The organism is Serratia grimesii NBRC 13537 (assembly GCF_001590905.1).
GTDB lineage: Bacteria > Pseudomonadota > Gammaproteobacteria > Enterobacterales > Enterobacteriaceae > Serratia > Serratia grimesii.
On record NZ_BCTT01000010.1, the window covers coordinates 389,900 to 405,786 of the forward strand.

General features: G+C 53.4%; 16 protein-coding genes. 2 read left to right on the forward strand and 14 right to left on the reverse strand.

The window, feature by feature from the left end:
* Positions 1-9: 9 nt before the first annotated feature.
* The 12 genes from holB to yceD all read right to left on the reverse strand — a co-directional run bounded on the left by holB (position 10) and on the right by yceD (position 9,776).
* A complete protein-coding gene (gene holB / locus SGR01S_RS13700) occupies positions 10-1,017 on the reverse strand; it encodes a DNA polymerase III subunit delta' (RefSeq protein ID WP_061807722.1) in 1,008 nt (335 codons plus the stop codon).
* A complete protein-coding gene (tmk, locus tag SGR01S_RS13705; protein WP_061807723.1) occupies positions 1,017-1,655 on the reverse strand; it encodes a dTMP kinase in 639 nt (212 codons plus the stop codon). Before tmk ends, holB begins: the two co-directional genes overlap by 1 nt.
* Complete coding sequence (gene mltG / locus SGR01S_RS13710; protein WP_061807724.1) at positions 1,645-2,670, reverse strand: endolytic transglycosylase MltG; 1,026 nt, start codon at positions 2,668-2,670, stop codon at positions 1,645-1,647. The genes tmk and mltG overlap by 11 nt, the downstream gene beginning before the upstream one ends.
* Positions 2,671-2,683: 13 nt before the next feature.
* Positions 2,684-3,481 (reverse strand): aminodeoxychorismate lyase, encoded by a 798-nt coding sequence (gene pabC / locus SGR01S_RS13715; protein ID WP_061807725.1) that lies wholly within the window; start codon positions 3,479-3,481, stop codon positions 2,684-2,686.
* Between the two features lie 177 nt (positions 3,482-3,658).
* On the reverse strand, positions 3,659-4,900 hold the full coding sequence (gene fabF / locus SGR01S_RS13720; RefSeq protein ID WP_037423859.1) for a beta-ketoacyl-ACP synthase II: 1,242 nt from the start codon (positions 4,898-4,900) through the stop codon (positions 3,659-3,661).
* Between the two features lie 81 nt (positions 4,901-4,981).
* A complete protein-coding gene (acpP, locus tag SGR01S_RS13725; RefSeq protein WP_004719003.1) occupies positions 4,982-5,218 on the reverse strand; it encodes an acyl carrier protein in 237 nt (78 codons plus the stop codon).
* Between the two features lie 154 nt (positions 5,219-5,372).
* Positions 5,373-6,107, reverse strand: coding sequence for a 3-oxoacyl-ACP reductase FabG (gene fabG / locus SGR01S_RS13730; protein WP_020826338.1), 735 nt, complete (start codon positions 6,105-6,107; stop codon positions 5,373-5,375).
* Between the two features lie 11 nt (positions 6,108-6,118).
* Positions 6,119-7,048, reverse strand: coding sequence for an ACP S-malonyltransferase (fabD, locus tag SGR01S_RS13735; RefSeq protein ID WP_037423862.1), 930 nt, complete (start codon positions 7,046-7,048; stop codon positions 6,119-6,121).
* Between the two features lie 16 nt (positions 7,049-7,064).
* Positions 7,065-8,018 (reverse strand): beta-ketoacyl-ACP synthase III, encoded by a 954-nt coding sequence (locus SGR01S_RS13740; protein ID WP_037423865.1) that lies wholly within the window; start codon positions 8,016-8,018, stop codon positions 7,065-7,067.
* Between the two features lie 6 nt (positions 8,019-8,024).
* Positions 8,025-9,059: a phosphate acyltransferase PlsX gene (gene plsX, locus SGR01S_RS13745; protein ID WP_073963455.1), complete on the reverse strand. Its 1,035-nt coding sequence runs from the start codon at positions 9,057-9,059 to the stop codon at positions 8,025-8,027.
* Positions 9,060-9,070: 11 nt separating this feature from the next.
* The gene (gene rpmF, locus SGR01S_RS13750) at positions 9,071-9,238 is read right to left on the reverse strand and encodes a 50S ribosomal protein L32 (protein ID WP_004943042.1); all 168 of its coding nucleotides are present in this window, start codon (positions 9,236-9,238) and stop codon (positions 9,071-9,073) included.
* 16 nt (positions 9,239-9,254) lie between these two features.
* Positions 9,255-9,776, reverse strand: a complete 522-nt coding sequence (gene yceD, locus SGR01S_RS13755) for a 23S rRNA accumulation protein YceD (RefSeq protein ID WP_037423869.1) — start codon at positions 9,774-9,776, stop codon at positions 9,255-9,257.
* Positions 9,777-9,917: 141 nt separating this feature from the next.
* Here yceD and SGR01S_RS13760 point away from each other — a divergent pair, with 141 nt between their 5' ends.
* Positions 9,918-10,499 carry a Maf family protein gene (locus SGR01S_RS13760; protein ID WP_073963458.1) on the forward strand — a complete coding sequence of 194 codons (582 nt, stop codon included), beginning with the start codon at positions 9,918-9,920 and terminating at the stop codon, positions 10,497-10,499.
* Positions 10,500-10,507: 8 nt separating this feature from the next.
* Here the strand turns inward: SGR01S_RS13760 and rluC are convergent, their stop codons facing one another.
* A complete protein-coding gene (gene rluC / locus SGR01S_RS13765; protein WP_061807727.1) occupies positions 10,508-11,470 on the reverse strand; it encodes a 23S rRNA pseudouridine(955/2504/2580) synthase RluC in 963 nt (320 codons plus the stop codon).
* A 552-nt stretch (positions 11,471-12,022) separates the two neighbouring features.
* Between rluC and rne the strand changes: the two genes are divergently transcribed.
* Entirely contained in the window at positions 12,023-15,370 is a 3,348-nt protein-coding gene (gene rne / locus SGR01S_RS13770) for a ribonuclease E (RefSeq protein ID WP_061807728.1), read from the forward strand.
* Positions 15,371-15,432: 62 nt separating this feature from the next.
* On the opposite strand, the gene SGR01S_RS13775 is transcribed toward rne, so the two are convergent.
* Entirely contained in the window at positions 15,433-15,720 is a 288-nt protein-coding gene (locus tag SGR01S_RS13775) for a putative quinol monooxygenase (RefSeq protein WP_061807729.1), read from the reverse strand.
* Positions 15,721-15,887 lie beyond the last annotated feature (167 nt).

Below are 15,887 nucleotides of genomic sequence, written 5' to 3' on the forward strand. Positions count from 1 at the left end.
TTTAGCTCTTTACAGCGAATGAGGATGAGAATAGCCGGTCGCGTCGAGCATTTGCTCCCAGCTGAGTAACTGTTCGGTCAGCAGCAGCTCGCGGTTAACGCCAACCACACTGAGCAATTGATGGCGGCAATTAAGCCATTGTTGCACCACTTGCTGTAGTGAAGTACTGCTCAAACCACTGGCCAATTGGTGCACCAGCGTTTGTTGATCCTGGTTAAGTGCAAAGCTTGCCGCACCCTGCTGCCATTTCATGGCATCCACCAACAACGCGCATAACCAGTGTAGCCGTTCTGCGACGTCTTCGTGGTTCAACACCGGCAGCAACGACAACATGTTACGTTGTGGCAGGGCTGCACTCAGAGCGGCACATAATGCCCCACGCTGCTGCCAACGTTCCGGCTGCAACAACTGCTCAGCAGCCAGTGGTGCGCCATCGTGTAAACGTAACGCGGTCAGAAGATCAACCTGGTTACCCGGTGTTTGTCGGTTGAGCCATTGCAGGCTGAGTTGCTCATCCGGGCTAGCCAGGTGCCAGTACAAACAACGACTGCGTAACGTCGCCAACAAACGTGATGGCTCACGGCAACTCAACAGGAAATAGGTTTTCTCCGGCGGTTCTTCCAGCGTTTTTAGCAGGGCATTAGCGGCAGCTTCGGTCAGCAACTCCGCCTGAGGTAACCAGATAACCTTGGCACCGCCCTGCTGCGCATGGGAGTAAAGGATCTCAATGACCTGACGGATGGGTTCGACCCCCAGGCTGCTTTTGCCTTTTTCTGGCATCAGCACATGATAGTCCGGGTGATTCCCCGCAAGCATTAACCGACAGCTATGACATTCTCCGCAGCTTTTCTCACCGTTACGGCGCTGACAGATCAACCAGCGACTCAGGCCATAGGCCAATGCGTCCTCACCGTTGCCCACTGCGGCATGTAACAATAATGCGTGGTGACCGCGCCCGGCAGCATATTGCCCGACCAACTGCCGGTAAGGGGTATTCAGCCACGGGTACCAGTTCATTACGCGCCTTCCTGCTGCTGTAGCCATTGGCTGACACAATCCCGAATCGCTGCGGTTACCTGCTCCAGCGATTGAGAGGCATCAACAGTAACAATGGACTCGTCCTGCGCCGCCAACGCCAGGTAACGTGCGCGGGTACGTTCAAAAAACGGCAAGGCTTCTTGCTCGATACGATCCAGTTCGCCGCGCGCACGGGCGCGTTGCAAACCCACTAAAGGCGGTAAATCCAGGTAAAGCGTCAGGTCCGGACGAAAGTCTCCCAACACCGTATCGCGCAGTGAGGCCATCAGTTGTTGGTCAACCCCTCGACCACCGCCCTGGTAGGCTTGCGAAGACAGGTCATGACGGTCACCAACAACCCAGGCACCACGCGCCATCGCCGGTTTGATTACCGTTTCCACCAATTGTACACGGGCCGCATACAGCATCAGCACTTCGGCCTTGATCGTTGGTAACTCACCGTCCACACCACGTTTAAACAGGTCGCGTAGCTTCTCTGCCAGGGGTGTGCCGCCGGGTTCTCGGGTAAAGACAATTTCGTTGACGCCATGCTCACGCAGTACGCTTACAACGGTATCGCGCGCGGTAGTTTTACCTGCGCCCTCAAGGCCTTCGATAACCACGAATTTACTTTTCATTCTTTTCCTTTAACGCCTGGCGATAGGCTCTCACTGCCTGATTATGACTGGCCAGGTTAGTGGTAAATTGATGGCCGCCCTTGCCGTCGGCAACAAAGTACAGGTAAGGCGTCTTAGCTGGGTTGGCCGCAGCTTCCAGCGATGCTTGTCCTGGCATGGCAATCGGCGTTGGCGGCAGGCCGTTGATCACGTAGGTGTTATACGGTGTCGCCGTTTCTAAATCTTTGCGGGTAATGTTGCCATTATAACCCTCGCCCATGCCGTAGATCACCGTTGGGTCCGTCTGCAAACGCATGCCGATGCGCAGGCGGTTGATAAACACCGAGGCCACCTTGGTGCGCTCTTCTGGCACCGCCGTCTCTTTCTCAATGATTGAGGCCATGGTTAGCAGGTCTTCAGGTGTTTTGTACGGCAAACTGGTATCACGTCCCTGCCAGGCGTCATCCAAGGCTTTGGTCATTCGCAAGTGTGCACGCTTCAACAAAGCCAGATCACTCATGCCGGCAGTGTACGAATAGGTGTCGGGATACAGACGCCCTTCTGGGTTGCTGCCTTCCGGCATTCCCAGCGCCACGGCGATCTCCGCCTCGCTTTTACCTGCCAGCGTATGTTTGAGGTATTTCGACTGTTGTAGCACCGTCAGCCAGTCACGCAGGCGAGAGCCTTCAATAAAGCGAGCGCTAAACTGGGCCTCTTTACCGCTGGCCAGCAATTTAAGCATCTGGCGCACGGTCATACCCGGAGTAAAGCGGTAGGTTCCTGCCTTAAACTCCGCCAGTTGTGGCTCCAGGCGTAGCAACCACGGGAACCACGTACCATTGTGGATCAGCTTATCGCGTACCAGCAGCCCTTCCAATGCAACCCGTCCAGTGCCTGCTGGTAATTTAAAAATAGCGTCCTGCTGGATGGCCAGCGGGGTATCCGCGAAACGTTCAACCTTCTGGTACCCCCAAAACAGCAGGCCTAACACCAGAACAAGCGTAATAGAAACGAACTTCAGCTTTCTTTTCTTCATCAATCAGCCATCGTTAACAATGTGGGCGCAAAAAATCATAGAGTTGGCGAGATGGATAACGCCATGATTGCGCGATATTCACCGGCAACAACGGCATCAACGCATTGCTCACCAGCACTTCCTCGGCGTCTGCCAGCGTCTCCAGCGGCTCACTGACGCAATGCAGCGCGTAACCACTGTCCGCCAGCAACTCAATGACACGGCGACGCATCAGCCCGGCTACACCGGCCTGACTCAAATCTGGCGTGAATACCGCATTTCCCTTACGCCAGAACAAATTAGCCGCACAGCATTCCACCAGCATACCCGCAGTGTCAAGCACCAGCGCCTCGTCGGCAGTTGTCTGGTCAAGATGCGTGCGGATCAACACTTGCTCCAAACGATTCAGGTGTTTCAGCCCTGCCAGCAGCGGGTTGCGCGACAGCGCGACCGGGCTGAGCGTCAGGCTGATACCTTGTTCACGCCATTGCAGATAATGCACAGGGAAAGTGCTGCGAGAGACAATGCGTGTGGGATTTTCACACCCTTTTGGGCTGTAACCTCGCCCACCGCTGCCTCGTGTCAGTATCGCTTTGACCACACCCAGCGAAATAGATTCTGCTGCATGCACCATTTCACGTTCTAATGCAGCCCAGTCGCAAACAGGCAGCATCAGCCGTTGCGCCGCCAGCTTTAGGCGTTCGATATGCCAGGGCAATAGGTCGATTTTGCCGTCCATCACCCGAGCTGTAGTGAAACAGCCGTCACCAAACTGCAAACCGCGATCGCTTGGCGCGAGCGCATCGTGCTGATGCCCATTAATCCAGTACATAGACTCCCCCTGGCCACTATGACTTTCCGTACAGAATAACAGGCACAGATGCCGTTAGCAGCAGCTTGCTATTGAGCAAATGCACCGACAAGCAGAGTTTTCCGAGTCACAGGTCTGCGCCATAAAAAAAGCCCGGTTTAAAAAACCGGGCTTTTATGTCGTCTGCCAGCAGAGGTATTACACCTTGCGGAAGATCAATGAACCGTTGGTGCCGCCGAAGCCAAAGGAGTTACACAGCGTATACTGCATATCACTTACTTGACGAGCTTCATGTGCAACGAAGTCCAGATCGCAACCTTCATCTGGATTATCCAGGTTGATGGTTGGTGGTACAGCTTGATCACGCAATGCCAGTACGGTGAAGATCGACTCAATCGCACCCGCAGCACCTAACAGGTGGCCAGTCATCGATTTGGTCGAACTGACCAATACACGCTGTGCATCACTGCCAAAGACCGACTTCACTGCTTGCGTTTCGGCTTTATCGCCTGCTGGCGTTGAAGTGCCGTGCGCATTGATATAACCGATTTGTGACGTAGTCACACCGGCATCAAGCAACGCATTTTCCATCGCCAGCGCTGCGCCCGCACCGTTCTCAGGTGGTGACGTCATGTGATAAGCATCGCTGCTCATCCCAAAGCCGACGATTTCAGCATAAATCTTGGCGCCGCGTTTTTTGGCGTGTTCGTACTCTTCCAGCACCATCATGCCGGCACCATCACCCAGAACAAAACCGTCACGGTCTTTATCCCATGGGCGGCTAGCCGCTTGAGGATCTTCGTTACGGGTCGACAACGCGCGTGCTGCGCCAAAGCCGCCGACGCCCAACGGGGTACTGGCTTTCTCTGCCCCACCGGCCAGCATCACGTCGGCATCATTGTAAGCAATGATACGCGCAGCATGGCCAATGTTGTGCACACCTGAAGTACAGGCGGTGGCGATCGAAATGCTCGGGCCACGCATGCCGTACATGATAGTCAGATGGCCTGCAATCATGTTAACAATGGTTGACGGCACAAAGAACGGACTGATTTTCCGTGGGCCACCGTTAACCAGTGAACTGTGGTTCTCTTCAATCAAACCCAGGCCGCCGATACCGGAGCCGATAGCGGCGCCAATGCGGTTGGCGTTAGCCTCGGTGATATCTAGCCCAGCATCCTGCATAGCTTGCATGCCGGCAGCGATACCGTACTGGATGAAGGCATCCATCTTGCGCGCATCTTTGCGGGAGATGAAATCTTCAACGTTAAAATTCTTTACCAAGCCAGCAAAACGCGTTGCATAGGCAGTAGTATCGAAATGGTCGATCAGGCTGATGCCACTCTGACCGGCAAGAAGAGCGTTCCATGTGGACTCTACCGTATTGCCGACAGGAGACAACATGCCCAGTCCGGTCACAACTACTCGACGCTTAGACACGTTTGTCCTCCAAGGAGGGAAAATATAACACTAGGGATAGAAAAAACTTAGGCGGTCGAGTGACCGCCTAGATATGTTCTCTTACTGCTGGCTAGCGTTGATGAAATCAATAGCTGCCTGAACAGTAGTGATTTTCTCAGCTTCTTCGTCTGGAATCTCAGTGTCGAATTCTTCTTCCAGTGCCATTACCAGCTCAACAGTGTCAAGAGAATCAGCACCCAGATCTTCAACGAAAGAAGCGTTATTTAAAACTTCTTCCTGTTTAACACCCAATTGCTCAACAATGATTTTCTTAACGCGTTCTTCGATAGTGCTCATACTCTTAAATTTCCTATCAAAACTCGCTTTCGCGATGGTTTTCGTAGTGTATAAAATGTTGAAAAAGATGCAACTAAATCCCGGCTGGTCAAACCACGATTTTACGCTATTCTGCGGTTTTTACCCCAAATAACGCAAATAGTTTTCGCATTTTTTAAATCATGTACATGCCGCCATTGACATGTAACGTTTCACCGGTGATGTAGCCAGCCTCATCAGAGGCTAAAAATGCAACAGCGCTGGCGATTTCTTTAGCATCCCCCAGCCGATTGGCTGGAACTGATGACAAAATGCCTGCACGTTGATCATCTGTCAACGCCCGTGTCATGTCCGTCTCAATAAAGCCAGGTGCCACGACGTTGACTGTAATGCCACGTGAAGCAACTTCACGTGCCAAAGACTTACTAAAACCAATCAAACCGGCTTTAGCCGCCGCGTAATTAGCCTGCCCTGCGTTCCCCATGGTACCAACAACGGAACCGATGGTGATGATCCGGCCAAACCGCTTTTTCATCATAGCTCGCATTACCGCTTTTGACAGACGGAATACGGAAGTCAGATTGGTGTTCAGGATATCCTGCCACTCATCGTCCTTCATACGCATCAGCAGGTTATCACGCGTAATACCGGCATTATTCACTAAAATGTCGATTTCGCCAAATTCAGCACGAATAGATGCCAGAACGCTGTCGATAGATTGAGCATCAACCACGTTCAACGCAAACCCTTTGCCGTTTGCACCCAGGTAGCTGCTGATAGCCTCAGCGCCGCTTTCACTGGTGGCGGTGCCGATCACTTTAGCGCCGCGTGCCACAAACGTTTCTGCAATAGCCCGGCCAATACCCCGGCTAGCGCCGGTGACCAGAACAACTTTACCTTCGAAGCTCATTGTTTTCCTCTTTATTGTTCAAGCGCCGCTGACAGGCTGGCGGTGTCATTAACTGCCGCCGCCGTCAGGGTATCAACAATACGTTTAGTCAGACCGGTCAGAACTTTGCCCGGACCAACCTCTAGCAGCAACGTAACGCCCTGTGCTGCCATAAACTCTACGCTCTCAGTCCAACGTACCGGGCTGTACAACTGACGCACCAGCGCACTGCGGATCGCTTCAGGATCGGTTTCGGTGCGCACGTCGACGTTATTCACCACTGCAACCTGTGGCGCGCTGAAAGTGATTTCTTGCAACGCAACGGCCAGTTTGTCTGCCGCCGGTTTCATCAGTGCACAGTGTGAAGGTACGCTCACCGGCAACGGCAACGCACGTTTAGCGCCAGCGGCTTTACAGGCAGCCCCTGCACGCTCAACCGCTTCTTTATTGCCAGCAATGACAACCTGGCCCGGTGAGTTAAAGTTCACCGGAGAAACGACCTGCCCCTGAGCAGACTCTTCACAGGCTTTGGCGATCGCGGCGTTGTCCAGACCGATAATGGCGGACATCGCACCCGTGCCTTCCGGTACCGCTTCCTGCATCAGTTTGCCGCGCAGTTCAACCAGACGGATTGCCGCCTGGAAATCCAACACGCCCGCACACACCAGCGCCGAGTATTCACCCAGGCTGTGGCCGGCCATGATTGCAGGCATTTTACCGCCCTGCTGCTGCCAGACGCGGAAAATCGCCACGGAGGCGGCCAGCAATGCCGGCTGCGTCTGCCAGGTTTTGTTTAGCTCTTCCGCAGGCCCTTGCTGCACCAGTTGCCACAGGTCGTAACCCAGGACGGAAGAGGCTTCGCTGAAGGTCGCTTCAACAATCGGATATTCAGTGGCCAAATCGGCCAGCATGCCAAGAGTCTGTGACCCCTGACCTGGAAAAACAAAAGCAAATTGCGTCATTTTTTCTTCCTGTTAATCAGAAACGAACCAGCGCCGAGCCCCAGGTAAAGCCGCCGCCAAAGGCTTCCAGCAGCACCAGTTGGCCGCGCTGGATCCGCCCATCACGCACCGCTTCGTCGAGCGCTGCAGGGACAGAGGCGGCAGAAGTGTTACCGTGACGATCGAGCGTCACTACCACTTTATCCAGCCCCATACCCAGTTTTTTCGCCGTTGCGCTGATAATGCGCAAATTGGCCTGGTGCGGTACCAGCCAGTCCAGCGCGCTGCGATCCAGATTATTAGCCTGCAACGTCTCATCAACGATGTGGGCCAACTCGGTCACCGCAACTTTGAAAACTTCATTACCGGCCATAGTCACGTAAGCCGGTTTGTCCTGTTCCTGACGATCCTTGAACGGTAACGTCAACAGGCCACCGTAGCTGCCGTCGGCATGCAGGTGGGTCGAAAGAATGCCTGGCTCTTCTGAGGCACCCAGCAAGACTGCACCTGCACCGTCACCAAACAGGATGATAGTGCCGCGATCTTGCGGATCCAATGTACGCGACAGCACATCCGCGCCGATCACCAGTGCATGTTTAACTGCGCCATTCTTAACGTACTGATCGGCGACACTCAACGCATAGGTGAAACCGGCACAAGCTGCAGCCAGATCGAATGCCGCACAGTCTTTAATGCCGAGCATCTGCTGCACTTGGCAGGCAGAACTTGGGAATGCGTGGCTCGAGGTAGTGGTAGCCACTACGATCAACCCGATGTCTTCTTTAGCCACACCAGCCATTTCCAGCGCTTTTTCAGCCGCATGGAAGCCCATCGTCGCCACGGTTTCGTCAGCAGCGGCGATACGGCGTTCACGGATACCCGTACGTGAGACGATCCACTCGTCAGAGGTATCCACCATTTTTTCTAGGTCAGCGTTGGTGCGCACTTGTACGGGTAAATAACTCCCCGTACCGAGAATCTTTGTATACATGTACGATCAGTCACTCTTAGGTAATACAGCTTCAAGGCGCGCAGCAATCCTGTCAGGGACTTGCCGCTGCACCGCCTGCACAGCCTGTTCGATTGCAACTGCAAACGCGTGTGGGTTCGCAGCGCCGTGGCTCTTGATTACGGTGCTGCGCAATCCTAACAGACATGCGCCATTATACTGGTCGGGGTTCAGGTGGCCGAACCGCTTTACCACCCGTTTTTGCAACCAACGGCCTAACAATTTTAACCACCACGCCTGCTTGCCACCGTCTCCGGATGATTTCAGCAGCGATAAAAAGACTCTTACCACCCCTTCCATGGTTTTCAGGGTGACGTTACCCACAAAGCCGTCGCAAACCATCACATCGGTTTTCCCGGTGAGAAGGTCGTTGCCTTCCAGGTAACCAATATAGTTGATTGCCGGAGTATTTTTTAGCACGACTGCCGCTTCGCGGATATTATCCAGGCCTTTGGTTTCTTCTTCACCAATATTCAGCAGCGCCACACGAGGTTGCGCAATCCCCACGACCTCTTCGGCCATCACCGCGCCCATCACCGCAAACTGGACCAACATGGTGCTGTCGCATTCGACATTAGCTCCAAGATCCAGCACTACGGTTTTACCGCCTAGCTGATTCGGAATCACCGTCATCAGTGCGGGGCGTTCAATGCCGTCCAGCGGCTTAATCAGCATTTTCGCCAGTCCCATCAGCGCGCCGGTATTCCCCGCGCTGACACAGCCCTGCGCATCACCATTTTTGGTCAGTTCCAGCGCAATGCGCATAGAAGTACCACGGCTGGCGCGTATCGCTTGTGAGGGTTTGGCGTCGCCGGCAATCACTGATTCAGCGGGCACGACTTGCAAACGTTCCAGAAGAACTGGATCGGCTTTGGCAAGTAAAGGAGAGAGGGTGTCGGGATTGCCGACCAGCAGAAGATGAAGCTGTAAATTAGAGGCCAGTGCCTGCAATGAAGCAGGCACTGTGACGCAGGGACCGAAGTCCCCGCCCATTGCATCTAACGCCAGGGTTAGACGAGTCAAGGTACCGCTACTTAGCCGATAACCTTGCGACCGCGGTAGAAACCGTCGGCAGTGATGTGGTGACGACGATGAGTTTCACCGGAAGTCGCATCAACAGACAAAGTGGTGGTGGTCAGGGCATCGTGTGAACGACGCATGCCACGCTTGGAACGGGTTGGTTTATTTTGTTGTACGGCCATGGACCTTACTCCTTAATTACTTACGCTTTAAACTGGCTAATACGGCAAATGGGTTTGGTTTCTCCGCCTCTGCAGGCAGTTTGCCAAAGACCATGTCCGCTTCGGACACTTCACAGTGTTCAGATTCATGTACCGGGACGACAGGCAGTGAAAGAATAATTTCGTCTTCAATCATTGCCAGCAGATCAACTTCGCCAAACTCATCGACTTCGATCGGCTCGTACGCTCCCGGTAATGCCTCAGCCTGCTCATCATTGACGACCGGGCTAAAACAATATGTTGTGTGTACATGATGCTCGAACGGAACTCCACAGCGTTGGCACATCAGCATTACCTGGACGTCCGCATGCCCTGTTATCACCGCGAGGCGCTGGTTATCAATATTAAAAGATAACGAGACCTCAACATCACTGTCCACACTGACCACAGAGGCGGCGACACGTGTAACCTGCTCAGGCGAATAGGACCCAACATAGTCCAAACGTTTCTGAGCGGTACGTACCGCATCAATGGTCAAGGGTAATTTTACCTTTTGCATAGGGCGCGCATATTAACTTTGTAACGACATAGAGTCAAAGAAAAAGGCCGTAAAACGGCACCTTTCACCAATATTCGCTTCCTCAGCGGCGGACAGTTTAAAATGCCCACTCTATTTACGCTACGGTTTACGAAAAAAATTATGCAGAGACTACTCCTTGCCTCCACCTCGGCCTACCGCAAGATGCTGCTGGAAAAGCTCCATCTGCCTTTTATCTGTGCCGCACCACACGTCGATGAAACCCCGCTGCCAGGCGAAACCGCAGAGGCGCTGGTGCTACGACTGGCGGCGGCGAAGGCACAGGCGTTGGCCCTGGCCTACCCTGACACGCTGATTATCGGTTCCGATCAGGTCTGCGTGATCGACGGAAAAATCACCGGAAAACCTCACACCGAGGACAACGCCCGGGCACAGTTACGTCAGGCCAGCGGTAAAACGGTCACGTTTTATACCGGCCTGGCGTTATACAACAGCCGCAGTAAACACCTTCAAGCCGTGTGTGAGCCTTTCCATGTGCATTTTCGTACGTTAAGCGACGCTGAAATCACCAACTATGTGCGCCTTGAGCAACCGCTCAACTGTGCAGGCAGTTTTAAAAGTGAAGGTTTGGGCATTGCATTGTTCGACAAACTGGAAGGACGGGATCCGAATGCGCTGATCGGCCTGCCGCTGATTGCATTGCTGGAGATGCTGCGGGCTGAAGGTATCAACCCGCTGGCATAAAATACGGTTTACTGGGCTTTAGACTGCTTACGCAATACCTGTAGGCAGTGGCGCAACTCTTGATCCATCGGCGCTTCGATACGCATCGTCTCGCCGGTGCCTGGATGTTCGAAACGCAGCGCAGCGGCATGCAGGAACAGGCGCTTAAGCCCAGTCCCCGCCAATTGGCGATCGAACTCACGATCGCCATAGCGATCATCAAAGGCTATCGGATGTCCGGCATGCAAGGCATGAACACGGATTTGATGGGTACGCCCAGTAATTGGGCTAGCCTTGACCAGCGTCGCATGCTCAAAGCGCTCTTCCACCTTGAAGCGGGTTTCCGACGGCTTGCCTTCGCTGCTGACACGCACGATGCGTTCACCGCTCTGCAGAATGTTTTTCAGCAACGGTGCCTGCACCGCTTTGCAATGCGACTGCCACTCACCGCGTACCAGCGCCAAATAATCCTTCTGCATCCCTTTCAGCCGTAATTGTTCGTGCAGTGAACGCAATGCAGAACGCTTTTTCGCCACCAGCAATACACCTGAAGTGTCGCGGTCCAATCGGTGCACCAGCTCCAGAAAGCGCGCTTCCGGGCGCAACGCACGCAGAGCTTCGATCACGCCAAAGCTCAGGCCACTGCCACCGTGCACCGCGGTGCCGGAGGGTTTGTTCAGCAACAGCAGATGATCATCTTCATACAGGATGCAATCTGCCAATGCGGCGACTTTATCCAGCTTGGCGGAAACCGGCGCATCTTCACGCTCGGCGACCCGCACAGGCGGTATACGTACGATGTCGCCGGGCGCCAGTTTATATTCAACCTTAATGCGTCCCTTATTGACCCGCACTTCGCCTTTACGGACGATGCGATAAATCATGCTCTTCGGCACGCCTTTAAGGCGAGCAAGCAGAAAGTTGTCGATTCGTTGACCAGCTTCGTCTTCGGAAATCGTGATTAATTGTACTGCAGGAATGTTCGTTTTCATGGAGCAGGATTCTAAATAGAGCGCGTAAATAGCGCCACTTCTTTTTATGTGCTTAACTGTCTCTCTGACTGTGGGTGAAACACTGGCGGACAATAAGGCAGCAAGCCGGTTTGAACGTTTGCGATTTCTTCCGCAGTTAAAGAAAAGTCACCTTGCTATAACCGTATCAGCAGTGGAATAATGTGTTTACTTTCCACGTTGATTCTCGTTAAACAGGGAAAACTGTGGAATTATAAAATTTGTCTGATGGCACAAAAACGCAGCAATGGCGTAAGACGTAATGTGAAATCAAACAATTAGCGGGCTGCGGGTTGCAGCTTGGCCGGCAAACGGAATCAGATCTGTCGACGTAAATCAGAGGCTATTCCCCTAGTAAAAGTGCTGTTTTTCACAAAGAAAGACAGGCTTACCGAGATAATGCGCCCCTATGCAGGCGACAACCGTGAGGTTGACGGCTTTGCGAGAAGACACGGGGTTTTCGGTTTTAATCCGGCCATGAGGTTATTTTGCCCGCAGCTTTGTCGATAATGTAAAAATAACGAGTAAGTTAAGATGAAAAGAATGTTGATTAACGCAACTCAGCAGGAAGAGTTGCGTGTTGCCCTCGTAGATGGACAGCGGCTGTATGATTTGGATATTGAAAGTCCGGGTCATGAACAGAAAAAAGCGAATATTTACAAAGGTAAAATCACTCGTATAGAACCAAGTCTTGAAGCAGCGTTCGTTGATTACGGCGCCGAACGACATGGTTTCCTCCCTCTTAAAGAAATCGCCCGCGAATACTTCCCAAGTAATTACTCTTCTCATGGTCGCCCGAACATCAAAGATGTGCTGCGCGAAGGCCAGGAAGTGATCGTTCAAGTTGATAAAGAAGAACGTGGCAACAAAGGCGCCGCCTTAACCACGTTCATCAGCTTGGCCGGTAGTTATTTGGTACTGATGCCGAACAACCCTCGTGCCGGTGGTATTTCACGCCGCATCGAAGGTGATGATCGCACCGAATTGAAAGAAGCGCTTTCGTCCCTGCAACTGCCTGATGGTATGGGTCTGATCGTTCGCACCGCTGGCGTTGGCAAATCTGCCGATGCGTTGCAGTGGGATCTGTCTTTCCGCCTGAAGCACTGGGAAGCCATTAAAAAAGCCGCTGAAGGCCGCGCTGCCCCCTTCCTGATCCATCAGGAAAGCAACGTTATCGTGCGTGCATTCCGCGACTATCTGCGCCCAGACATCGGCGAAATCCTGATCGACAATCCAAAAGTTCTCGATCTGGCCAAAGAGCACATTGCTGCCTTGGGTCGCCCGGATTTCAGCAGCAAAATCAAACTGTACAGCGGTGAAATACCTCTGTTCAGCCACTACCAAATCGAATCTCAAATCGAATCCGCTTTCCAGCGTGAAGTGCGCCTGCCTTCCGGCGGCTCGATTGTTATCGACTCCACCGAAGCATTGACCGCTATCGATATCAACTCCGCACGCGCAACTCGCGGCGGCGATATCGAAGAAACGGCATTCAACACCAACCTGGAAGCCGCAGACGAGATCGCACGTCAGTTACGTTTGCGTGACCTTGGTGGTCTGATCGTTATCGACTTTATCGATATGACCCCGGTTCGTCATCAACGCGAAGTGGAAAACCGCCTGCGTGATGCAGTACGTCAAGACCGTGCACGTATCCAAATCGGTCGCATTTCCCGTTTCGGCCTGCTTGAGATGTCGCGTCAGCGCCTCAGCCCGTCGTTAGGCGAGTCCAGCCATCACGTCTGCCCACGCTGTAATGGCACCGGCACCATCCGTGATAACGAATCACTGGCACTGTCCATTCTTCGTTTGATCGAAGAAGAAGCGCTGAAAGAAAATACCAAAGAAGTTCACGCTATCGTGCCAGTTCAGGTTGCTTCATACCTGCTGAACGAAAAACGTGAATCGGTGAGCGCGATCGAGAAACGTCAGGGTGGCGTGAAAGCGATCATCGTGCCGAACGATCAAATGCAAACCCCGCACTACTCTGTGCTGCGCGTACGTAAGGGTGAAGAGACACCAACCCTGAGCTATCTGTTGCCGAAACTGCACGAAGAAGAAATGGCTCAGCCGCTGGAAGATGTGCCAATGGAACGTAAGCGTCCAGAGCAACCAGCACTGGCTTCGTTCTCTCTGGCTGCTGACGCACCACCACCGGCTGAAGAACCGGCAGTGGCTAAGTCTACCGTCGCCGTTGCTGCTGCAACCAAGCACGTCGCACCAGCTGCCGCTAAGCCGGGTCTCTTGGGCCGTCTGTTCGGTGGTCTGAAAGCCCTGTTTGCAGGTGAAGAACAACCCGTTGTCGAAGTCAAACCGGTTGTTGAAGCGCCGAAACAAGAAGGTAACGGTGAAAACCGCCGCCAGGATCGTCGTGGTCAACGTCGTCAGGGTACCGGCCGTAAAGAACGCGGTGAGCGCAGCGATCGTCCAGAACGTGGCGAGCGTAAAGAACGTGGTGACAACCGCGATCGCGATGGCCGTGATAATCGTGAGCCGCGTGAAAACCGCGAGCCACGTGACAACCGCGAAGGCCGTGAGACACGTGAAGTGCGTGATGAGCAGCGTCGTAACCGTCGCAATGCACCACAAGCTTCTGCACCGGTCGATGAGCCGCAGTCTGAAGAAGCCGCCAAGGCACAGCGTGAAGAACAGCAACAGCGCCGTGACCAACGTGCCGAACGTCAGCGTCGTCGTCAGGAAGAAAAACGTCAAGCTCAGCAGGAAGTGGCAGCGCTCGAAAGCGTAGAAACTACCACTGCCAGCAACAGCAATGACGAAGATCTCGAAGAACGTCAGATGCAGAACATGCAGCGCCGTCAGCGTCGTAATCTGCCACAGAAAGTTCGTGTATTGTCTGCGGAAGAAGAACTGCATCGCGCAGCTGAAGAATTACTGGCACCTAAAGCGCCAGTAGCAAAAGCTGAAGTGAAGTCTGCCCCACCTGCACATGTTGAAGACAGCGTTAAACTGCTGCCAGAAACTCTTGAACAGACCGAAGATGATGCGCAAGGTGACAACCGTGCTAACGGCGAAAACGGCATGCCACGCCGCTCACGTCGTTCTCCTCGCCATCTGCGCGTCAGCGGTCAACGTCGTCGCCGTTACCGTGATGAGCGTTACCCAACTCAGTCGCCAATGCCATTGACAGGGGCTTTCGCCTCTCCGGAAATGGCTTCAGGCAAGGTTTGGGTAAGTTACCCTGTCACACAAGCGGCGCAAGTGATTGAAGAAGCAGAAGTTCAAGCTGAAGCTATCGAGATCGCTACTGACAATGTGATGGCACCGGAAGCCGCCAGCGTAGCCGCACCAGCGGTCGTTGAAGCAGCCGTACAAGCCGTTAGCGCAACAGACGTTGTGACTACAGTAGTTGAAGAAGAAGCTCAGCCGGTTGATGAAGCCGTTGAGCCGATGATCGCTGCTCAGGCTGAAGAAATCACAGCAGCACCTGTGGTTGAAGTGCCTGCCGTAGAAGAAACGACTGTTGTTGAAACCGCACCGGTAGTTGAAGAAACACCAGCTGTTGAAACTGCCCCTATGGTAGAAGAAACGCCGGTAGTTGAAACGGCTGTAACCGTTGCTGAAGACACGATTGTTGTGCCAGTGTCAGTGTCCGCAGAGCCGGTCATTGCAGCCGAACCTGTGCAGACCGTTGCTGAAGAGAAAGTGCCTGTTGTACAACAGCAACCAGCACCACTGTATAAGCATATCGCAACGGCGCCAATGACCAAGGCTCCTGCGCCGGATTATGTGCCGGAACAGCAGCAACGCAGTGATTGGCAGCGCCCTTCCTTCAACTTCGAAGGCAAAGGTTCAGCCGGTGGCCATGCGGCGGCAAACCAAGCTACTGCACCGGCAACCAAACCGCAGCCGGTTAACGATTAACGTAATCTGCTCCGATAAAAAAACCCGCCACTCGGCGGGTTTTTTATTGCAACAAAATCGGCTCAGGCAATTTTCTTCAAGCGTTTGATATCCAGCAACTCCAGCTTGCCATCAAGCTGGCTGACGAATTGCTTAAAATGCTCGGTGGCATTGTGCTTTTCCAGCGCTTCTTCGCTTGCCCAGCGTTCAAAAAAGACGAAGGTGCCCGGCTGTTCCAACTCACGGTGCAAATCATATTGCAGGTTGCCCAACTCCTGACGGCTTGGTTCGATAATCGCATGCACCGCATCGCTGACGGCGGATACAAATTCAGGCTTCGCCTGTAGGGTGGCAATCACTCGCACTTCCATTTTTTTCTCCCATTCCTCATGATTAACGTTGATTACCGAGTATTTCTCACCCGGGTATCATAAAAATCTCTCCCACTATGCGCCCGATAGCCAATTGATTTCAACTTGCTGTGAACAAACAGATGCATCGCAAGCGCTTTCAGCTTATCCTTACACCCCGGCGTGAA

What these genes read in the sequence shown, in the direction of transcription:
- holB (WP_061807722.1), bottom strand. Translation starts at nt 1,017, where the DNA reads ATGAACTGGTACCCGTGGCTGAATACCCCTTACCGGCAGTTGGTCGGG.
- tmk (WP_061807723.1), bottom strand. Translation starts at nt 1,655, where the DNA reads ATGAAAAGTAAATTCGTGGTTATCGAAGGCCTTGAGGGCGCAGGTAAA.
- mltG (WP_061807724.1), bottom strand. Translation starts at nt 2,670, where the DNA reads ATGAAGAAAAGAAAGCTGAAGTTCGTTTCTATTACGCTTGTTCTGGTG.
- pabC (WP_061807725.1), bottom strand. Translation starts at nt 3,481, where the DNA reads ATGTACTGGATTAATGGGCATCAGCACGATGCGCTCGCGCCAAGCGAT.
- acpP (WP_004719003.1), bottom strand. Translation starts at nt 5,218, where the DNA reads ATGAGCACTATCGAAGAACGCGTTAAGAAAATCATTGTTGAGCAATTG.
- fabG (WP_020826338.1), bottom strand. Translation starts at nt 6,107, where the DNA reads ATGAGCTTCGAAGGTAAAGTTGTTCTGGTCACCGGCGCTAGCCGGGGT.
- fabD (WP_037423862.1), bottom strand. Translation starts at nt 7,048, where the DNA reads ATGACGCAATTTGCTTTTGTTTTTCCAGGTCAGGGGTCACAGACTCTT.
- SGR01S_RS13740 (WP_037423865.1), bottom strand. Translation starts at nt 8,018, where the DNA reads ATGTATACAAAGATTCTCGGTACGGGGAGTTATTTACCCGTACAAGTG.
- rpmF (WP_004943042.1), bottom strand. Translation starts at nt 9,238, where the DNA reads ATGGCCGTACAACAAAATAAACCAACCCGTTCCAAGCGTGGCATGCGT.
- yceD (WP_037423869.1), bottom strand. Translation starts at nt 9,776, where the DNA reads ATGCAAAAGGTAAAATTACCCTTGACCATTGATGCGGTACGTACCGCT.
- SGR01S_RS13760 (WP_073963458.1), top strand. Translation starts at nt 9,918, where the DNA reads ATGCAGAGACTACTCCTTGCCTCCACCTCGGCCTACCGCAAGATGCTG.
- rluC (WP_061807727.1), bottom strand. Translation starts at nt 11,470, where the DNA reads ATGAAAACGAACATTCCTGCAGTACAATTAATCACGATTTCCGAAGAC.
- rne (WP_061807728.1), top strand. Translation starts at nt 12,023, where the DNA reads ATGAAAAGAATGTTGATTAACGCAACTCAGCAGGAAGAGTTGCGTGTT.
- SGR01S_RS13775 (WP_061807729.1), bottom strand. Translation starts at nt 15,720, where the DNA reads ATGGAAGTGCGAGTGATTGCCACCCTACAGGCGAAGCCTGAATTTGTA.